This window comes from Bifidobacterium sp. B4111, from assembly GCF_026537235.1.
GTDB lineage: Bacteria > Actinomycetota > Actinomycetes > Actinomycetales > Bifidobacteriaceae > Bombiscardovia.
The window spans coordinates 1-7,692 of the sequence record NZ_JAFNMO010000012.1 but is presented as its reverse complement, the minus strand read 5'-3'; the positions used below and the strand labels follow the sequence as shown (position 1 = coordinate 7,692).

At 64.1% G+C, this 7,692-nt stretch carries 6 protein-coding genes; all 6 read right to left on the bottom strand.

The genetic code is table 11. From position 1 onward, the window contains the following. On the bottom strand, window positions 1–1,327 hold a 1,327-nt coding region (locus J3T93_RS09830; RefSeq protein WP_267431535.1), incomplete at its 3' end, for a hypothetical protein. Window positions 1,328–1,340: 13 nt separating this feature from the next. Then, window positions 1,341–2,567, bottom strand: a complete 1,227-nt coding sequence (locus J3T93_RS09825) for a hypothetical protein (protein WP_267431534.1) — start codon at window positions 2,565–2,567, stop codon at window positions 1,341–1,343. Continuing rightward, window positions 2,564–3,442, bottom strand: coding sequence for a hypothetical protein (locus J3T93_RS09820; RefSeq protein ID WP_267431533.1), 879 nt, complete (start codon window positions 3,440–3,442; stop codon window positions 2,564–2,566). Before J3T93_RS09820 ends, J3T93_RS09825 begins: the two co-directional genes overlap by 4 nt. A gap of 10 nt (window positions 3,443–3,452) precedes the next feature. After that, window positions 3,453–4,322: a hypothetical protein gene (locus J3T93_RS09815; RefSeq protein WP_267431532.1), complete on the bottom strand. Its 870-nt coding sequence runs from the start codon at window positions 4,320–4,322 to the stop codon at window positions 3,453–3,455. Beyond that, window positions 4,319–7,255, bottom strand: a complete 2,937-nt coding sequence (locus J3T93_RS09810) for a tape measure protein (protein ID WP_267431531.1) — start codon at window positions 7,253–7,255, stop codon at window positions 4,319–4,321. Before J3T93_RS09810 ends, J3T93_RS09815 begins: the two co-directional genes overlap by 4 nt. 15 nt (window positions 7,256–7,270) lie before the next feature. Continuing rightward, window positions 7,271–7,692, bottom strand: a 422-nt coding sequence (locus J3T93_RS09805; protein ID WP_267431530.1) for a DUF5361 domain-containing protein, incomplete at its 5' end; no start/stop codon positions are given.

Genomic DNA, 7,692 nt, shown 5'->3' with positions numbered 1-7,692 from the left:
GCTCGGCAGCCGCGGCGATGATCCGGTTCTTCCCGTCCGCCGTGGCCTGCGCCTGCCTGGCCTGGTCCTTGGCATCCTGGCTGTCAGTCACGTCCCGGATTGTCAGGCCGGTGATCCACCAGCCCGTCGCAGCATCCCCGTACCCGGCGATGTTCAGCCACACGCTCATGCTATGGTCAGTGTCGTTCCACTGGTCGGGCGTGCTGGCTACAGCCTCCCGCCACACCCAGGAGGAGGCCTCCTCCTGCGTGACCGTGACCGCCTCATCCCAATGCGTTCCCGAGACGGTATATCTCCATCCGATCCGCAGATCCTCACGGCCTTGACCGTCGCAGATGCACCAGAAACCGAACCGGTACCTGCGGCCCTTGTCGAGTGGGAAGCGCCAGCTGCTGAAGTAATCCCGCTGCGTGAGCGCGCCATAAGTCGTATACGGTGACGGAGGCGCAGCCGGAGCGCCCGAAGAGCCCATGCCCAGCCCGAAGCCGTCCAGATCACCCCAGACTGGGTCGAAGGCCGGATTGCGGACCAGCTCCACACCCCGCGACAAGGCCGTATCAGCCTTGCCCGAAGCCGCATCGGCCGCAGCCGCAGCCGAGTCGGCCTTGCCGGAGGCCGAATCCGCCTTGCTTGAGGCATCCGCAGCCGCGTTTGCGGCCGAGTCGGCCTTGCCGGAGGCCGCGTCGGCGGCCTGCTTGGCTTGGGCCGAGGCGACTGAGGCGGCCTGCGCGTCCTTGGACGCCTGCTGCACATCCCTGCCTACACCCGCGATCCTGTCCAAAGCCTGCTGGGCCTTGTCCTGAGCCGCCTGGACCTGACCCGGATCCACGACGCTCCTGACCGTCACGCTCACAGGCGCGCTCTCCGCTGACCCGTTGGGCGCGGGGCTGCCGTCCTCCGCATGCGCATCATCCCACGCGCGGACAGTCACCTGGTGGACGCTGTCCGCCTCATACGGGCCCAGGGCGGCCGTCCCCCTGACCCGCAGCTGGCCAGCCTCCACACCATCAACCAGAATCTGGACATGATCAAAATCCGCAGGCACGCCACCCTCAAGGCTCCCATCCCAGGAGACCAGGATCATGCCCGCCGAGGAGTCCACACTGATGCCAGTCGGCATGCCAGGCGCGGTCGTGTCCCCCACCCAGGGGGCGAAGCCCTGATCGCCTGCCCCCTGTCCGGCGACCAGCTTGGTGCCGCCCGCCGTGGGGATGGTGACGCTGCCGATATTGCCGGTCTGCTGCCGAGTGGCCGCGTCCAAGGCTCCCGCCGCGAGGGCGGCCAGCTGCTCGGCCGGGGTGGGCGGGATGATCAGCGGATGCTGCACGATAAGCCTCCCTTTACTGGTACGGGTCTTCCATGACGTCGAAAGTGATTTGAGCGGTGCCGGACTGGTCGCCAGACAGGGACATGACGCCGCCAGGATAGTCCCCGTCCTCAAGGCTGGGGAACCCTTGGATGGAGAGGATGACCGGCATGCCCGGGCGCAGGCTGGCCGGCGACAAGGCCACGTTGCCCGCCGTCATGTCCCCGAAATGCGCCTGCGCGGTGAGCTGGATCAGCTTGCGCCGTCCTGCCTGCAGCTGAGCCTGCGCATGGGAAAGAAGCACGGCAGGATTGTCAGTGTCCGTATCCGAAAATGCAGTCTCGCGCAGGATCTGCGGGTCGGGCCCTCCGGCGATGCCCGTCAGGTCCTCGGCCAGGGCGGTGATCACGCTCTCGTCCTGGCCTGCGCCGGTCGCGTACACCCGCTGGACGGGCGCGGCATGCGCCACCTGCAAGCCGTCCAGCAGGCCGGCTCCGGGATGATAGGACAGGCAGACCGGGGCCCGGTCGGCGAACAGGCGGCGGTCCCCGTCGCTGCCGGCCTCCAGCCTCACCCGCACATGCCCGCCATCCTCGGTCAGGTACGGGATGAACGCGAAATCCGGGCCGTCCTTCAAATCGGCGATGTCGCTCATGAGCTTTTTCGCGCTGTTGTTCTGAATGTTCCAGGCTTTCCAGCTGGTCTTCTGCCGGGTGCCCTTCTCCCCTTGGTAGGGCCAGTCGAAGGGCAGGGTGCCCCCCAGCTTGCGGCTGGTCGCATACAGGCCGGCCTCGCACAGGATGCCCCGGTAGGACAAGCCGGACACGCTGATCACGTCCGGGCTCTTCCCGTCACGGAATCTGCCGTCCCTGACCACCAGGCGGTCATTCAAAAACTCCAGCGGGGATGAGAGCGGGAAGCTCGTGTCCTGCTGCTTGTCCAGCCTGTCCCCGACAAAGCCCCAGATGACGGGCGTGCCGAAGTCGTCACCCTCATACGAGCCGGCCCAGGTCAGGCACATGGCCCTCCTGGACGAGTCCAGGAGCAGGTTCCGCTCTGCCGGGGTGGACGCGGGCAGCGCCGACCAGGGCAGGGACAGGCCGCTGGCGGTCCGATCCCCCGGCTCCCCCTGCGGCGGCTGCTGCGGGGTCGTGCTGAAGGACGTGTCGCGTATGCTCATCTGCCATTGGAAGGACGGCACGTCCACCGGGGCGACGATCCGCCCGTCCCGCGCATCCACGACCCACACACGCCAGCTCACCGGACGACCCCCTCGTCGACGACCTCCACCGTGCGCAGGCCCCGCCAGGTGAACCGGGGGCGGCCAAGATTGGGCTTGGCCATCACATCCACCGTATGGGAGGCCCCGCCGGACAGGACCAGGCTCCACTCCACATGCTGGCGCGCCCACACGTACGACACCTGGCACTCGTCAGCCCCGTCGCCCATCTCCACCCCGTCCACCACAGGCATGGTATAAAAGCTGCCCACCTGCTCGCCGTCCACGCTCGCCCGGAAGGTGAACCGGACCGTCACCAGACGGTCGGTCGGCATCATCAGCGTCACAGCCGGAGCCTGAGACCACCATCTCGACGTCCAATCCTGCACGACGGTCGACGTGTTCCGCCCATACCCCAGCCGGCCCATCCTCGCCCCGTACGGGACCGCATAATCCACATCGCCCCACCGGGAGGCGGCAGCCGTGCTCGTCGCCCCGGCAGGCAGCATCATATACGCGAGCACCTGCCCGCCAGCCTCCACCCGAGGCGCGACCGGGGACGCGGACGGCTCCCCCTGCGCCGCTTTCACGTGCACCAGATTGTCAGGCTGGCCAGTATGAGCGATCATGTACACGGCATCGATCCTCGGATACGCCGAGTCCCCAGCGTCCACAGCGTTCTCCGTGCACGGGCTGCCGGCACCGTCCCACCAGGCGATGCTCATCCCGTCCGCATCCCCCATCGAACACACCGCCGCGCCCGGGCTCGCCCCGTAGCGCAGATCCTGACGGCCCGACACCTCCAGGCCCGTCACCACGCCCGTGTTCTCCCATTGGCTGGCGATCACCCTCCGGTGGGTCATCGCATCGCACCCCTGCCCCGACGAGTCGGGAGCCACACCAAAAGCCGTAGACATCGCAATCCTCCTATAAATACGTATCCCTGACGCTGACCGTCACCCAGCCGGCCCCCGGGCTCATCAGCTGCACCGACAAGGACCCGCCAGGCGGCACCGAAGGAAACCCCCTGCGAGTCAGCGACCGGCTCACATCCACGCCACCCATGGACGCGGTCTGCGTACGGCAATCCAAGGCCAGAGGCGTCGGACCCACGCTCCCCGACCACTGCACTGCTCTGCCATCAGAGCCCACCAGGAGCACGCCCTCAGGCATCGGCCCCGTCACCGTGACCGTCGGATAAGCTGTCGCGCTCCCCGCATTGCGCAGCAATGCCACGCTCTGGGGGGAGTCAGCATCAGCCCCGTAGGAGAGCGGGTAGGCCAAACCCAAGCCCTTGCCCCCATAAGACAAGCCGCCCGACAAGGACGCACCCGGATACAGCAGCACATCCTGCGACAGCCACGACCGACGCTCAGGACGCGGGCACACAAGCGTCAGAGTGCCTGTGAGCACCTGGTTTGACCATGTGGCACCGTATTCCGGGCGCACATACCCATCCACAAACGTGTCCTGGCCGCCGTCCACGACCCTGAGCCTGACCAGACGCCCCGCAGCCCTGGAAAGGAGCGATGCCATGTCGAGCAGCCGCTCACGTGCGTTGGATACCAGATCCAGGTGCAGGGTGACTGTCCTGGCCGCGTAGGAGATGTCCTCTGCGGCGACGTCATGCGCCCCGTTGCCCCACTTGCGTTCCACAGGTTCGGTCTTCACCTCGGGGGCCGACAGCCACCCCTCGATCCCGTCCTTGTCGAGATAGACGCATCCGTCATCCACAATGTCGGAGCCGTGCAACTTCAGCCGGTCGTCACCGTAGACCAGTTCGGCATAAAGGCTCATACCATCCCCCTTGCCCTGATGGACTGACGCGCACTCGACGCAAGCGTCCGGCCCAGAATGGTGCCCTGCGTATACACGTCCTGCATCCCGTGGTTTTCCACATGGATGTCCTGTTGCACGACAGGAGCGGCAGAGCCGAGGCCGGTCGCAGGGACAGTGACCTTCCCACTGCCTACGGCTAGTCCACTGTTTATGACATTGGACAACGCCATGACCCGTTTCTCGACCATTGGCGAGCTGTCATCAATGCCAAGAGCCAGGCCGCGTCCGAGCATGACGCCGATCTCCTCGCGGAACAAGCGTGACGGGGAGTGGATGCCGAACAGGCCCTTGACCTTGTCCACAATCCCGTTGCAGAAGCCGCTGATCTTGCCCCATATCCATGCACCGGTCGATTCGATGCCGTTCCAAAGGCCCTTGATCATGTTCTTGCCGATGTCGACGAAACCGCCGACGTAGGATTTCACGATGTCCACTGCACCCTTGACGACACCGCCGAGCCCGTTCCAGACGCGCGCCCAGTCGCCGGTGAAGATACCGGCCACGATATTTACCACACCACGGACCACTTGGGCGATGCCCTGGATGATGCCGCTGATCGTGCTGACGACGCTCTGCACCACCGGAAGCATGCCCTGGATCGTAGGCACGATGACCCCCTGGATGAAACTCACCACCTGGGAGACAAGCCAAGCGAACACGTCGACCAGGCCGTGGATCAGGGGCGTCGCCGCGCCGACCATCACAGCCACACTCGTCACTATCTCGGCAATGATAGGGGTGAGCGAGGTTATCAGACTCGCCACGATTCCCACTATCGAGGAGATGACCGGAGCGATCTGCTGGAGCACGGGCATAAGCGCCGACATGATGATGCCAGCCACTTGCACAATCACACCCACGATTTGCGTGAGTGGGGGGTTAAGTGCGGACAGCAGACTCGCTATCGGGGGCAGTATCGACGTGATGATACTGGTCAATGGAGGGATAAGCGCCGAAATAACGTTCATCAGAGGCATCAGAACCGCTGGTATCAATGGTGCCCATGCGCTGATGGCCGTATTGAACAGGGGAATGATGGAATTGAAGACACTTATTATCGCAGGCATGGCTGAAGCCAATGCGTTATTCAGCACAGCCACAAAGCCATCAAATGCGGGCTTGCAAGCATTCACGGCACTCCCCAGGGCTGAGAACGCCGACTTCATGGTCCCGCCCAGCGTCGCCTGAAGCTGTGGGGATTGTGCAATCAAAGCGCCCACGGCGGCAAGCACGATCCCGAAAGGCCCTCCGAGAGCATTAAGGGGGCCTCCCAGCTTGCCAAGCGGCCCTGCAAGAGCAGGTATCGTCTTTCCCAGTTTTTCGAATGCACCAGCAAGCCCGCCTGCACCTACAGCTGCTCCCACAGCCGCGATGGGGGCAATGATGGACTTGATGCCGTTGAATTGTCCTCCATTGAAAACTGATGACAGTTCATGCATTTTCGCGCTGATAGAGTTGACTATCGGTCCGACCGTGCTGTTGATGGAATTGAATGCCCCATTGACGGCTTTCGTGATTCCGGACATGGCACCCGTAATGCGCGTATACCCGACAGCGTCAAGTAACCCTGCAAGTCCACGGCCGATGGCTGTTTTCAGGTTGGTCCACTGCGTGCTGATGCCGTTGGTGGCGTCCTTGGCTTGCTGGCTGAAGGATGCGAACCCGTTTACGCCGTTCTTGTCCAGATTCATGACTGCGTTGTTGAAGTCCGAGAAGGTGACCTTCCCTGACTTCATTGCGTTGTACAGGTCCATCTGGTTGGCGTTCGCTCCGAGCAGGCTCTTGGCGAGCTGGTCCATCTGCCCGGGCATGGCATCGACCATGCTGCGCCAGGCCATCATGTCGACCTTGCCGACCGACAGCATCTGCGCGTACTGTTCCATGGCATTGGACTGGAGCTGGGTGCTTTTACCTCCCGCCAGGAGGGCATCGTTCAGGGCCAGGCTCACGTCGGTGGCCTGTTGCAGATTGCCGGTGAGAGGTGCAAGCTTCTGAGCCATGCCTGTCATCGAGTCAAGCGTCGTGGGAAGGCCGATGAGTCTGTCGCTCATGGTCTTAACGGACTTGGCCGCGTCATCAGCCGAGTAGCCGAGGTTCTTCATGATCTTCGGGAAGTTATGCAGCGTATCGGCCCTGCTGACGGCATTGCCGATCTGCGAGGTGATCATCCCCATGCCGGCGACCACAGCCGCCCCGCCGACAGCCATGGCCGAGGTAAGCGCCCCCTTGATGTGTTCTCCCAGGGAGCTCGCCATGCTCTTGATGGCCCCCGCGCCACGGGAGAAGACCCCGCCCACAGCGTCGATGGAGGAGCCCACAACGTTCGGGATCGAGGAGAACGCAGAGCCGACCGCACCTGGTATCCCACCAAGTTTCGTGCCTATGGAGCTTATAACGGGGGACAGCGTGGTCCCGATCTTCGAACCAAGCGTACCGACCGCTCCACCTACTGCGGTCAATGCCGTTTGGGCGACTGGTGGCAGTTTGCCGAACAGCGTCGAGAATAAGGAGCCGGCACTTGTGGCAAATCCAGTGAAGGCCGATGATCCTTTGGCTGCCACCGATACAGCGGTCTGAGCTATGGGATTCAGATATTTAGCGCCGAGCCCCGCCACTAGTTGCCAGCCGCTGGAACCTGATATCGACGTTGTGACGGCTGTGGCCGCTTTCGACGCGGCGCTTGCGGCATGCGTCGATAAAGATGACAGGGAGGAGGCCACCTTGCTGCCGAAGGTTGGCCCGATGCTCTTGGCGAGCTGACCACCCATAGAAGCGCCGGACTTGCTCACGTCGACGCCGCCGAGCTGCCTGTTGATAGCGTCCGCCGCTCCACGTAGTGATGGGACAAGGCTCAGGTAGGCTGTCGCCAGCTCGGTTGCTCCTGCGGCCATCATGGCCTCCTCTGTTCAGTTGTGTGTCGGTGCCGCATGTCTGGGCATGCTCAGCAGCCGGTCGAGCCGGTCGCGGCTCATGGCCTGCACGCCGGGCTGTCGGGCTCGCCGGTGTTCGATACCCGGGCGCTCCAGTGCGCCCTTCCAGCGGGCGTTCCTGCGCTGGGCTTCGCTGGTCCTGGTCCAGGCGATGAACCCTGTGGCGTCGGAGATGTTGGCTAGCAGTTGTTTCGTAGTCCCCCATTGGAGGCGCTTGTCAAGCCTGGGCCACACGGCCCCCTCCTCGGGGATGTTGGCCGCGAGGTCCGCGGCCCTTCTGACGCGGATCGTGTACCCGATCTCATCCATGTCGAGCCCGTACCACCGCTGCATGTCCGCCCGGAGCGCGTCCGGGCAGACGGTGAGCATGTGGACGAGCGTCAGGAGTTTGGGTTCAG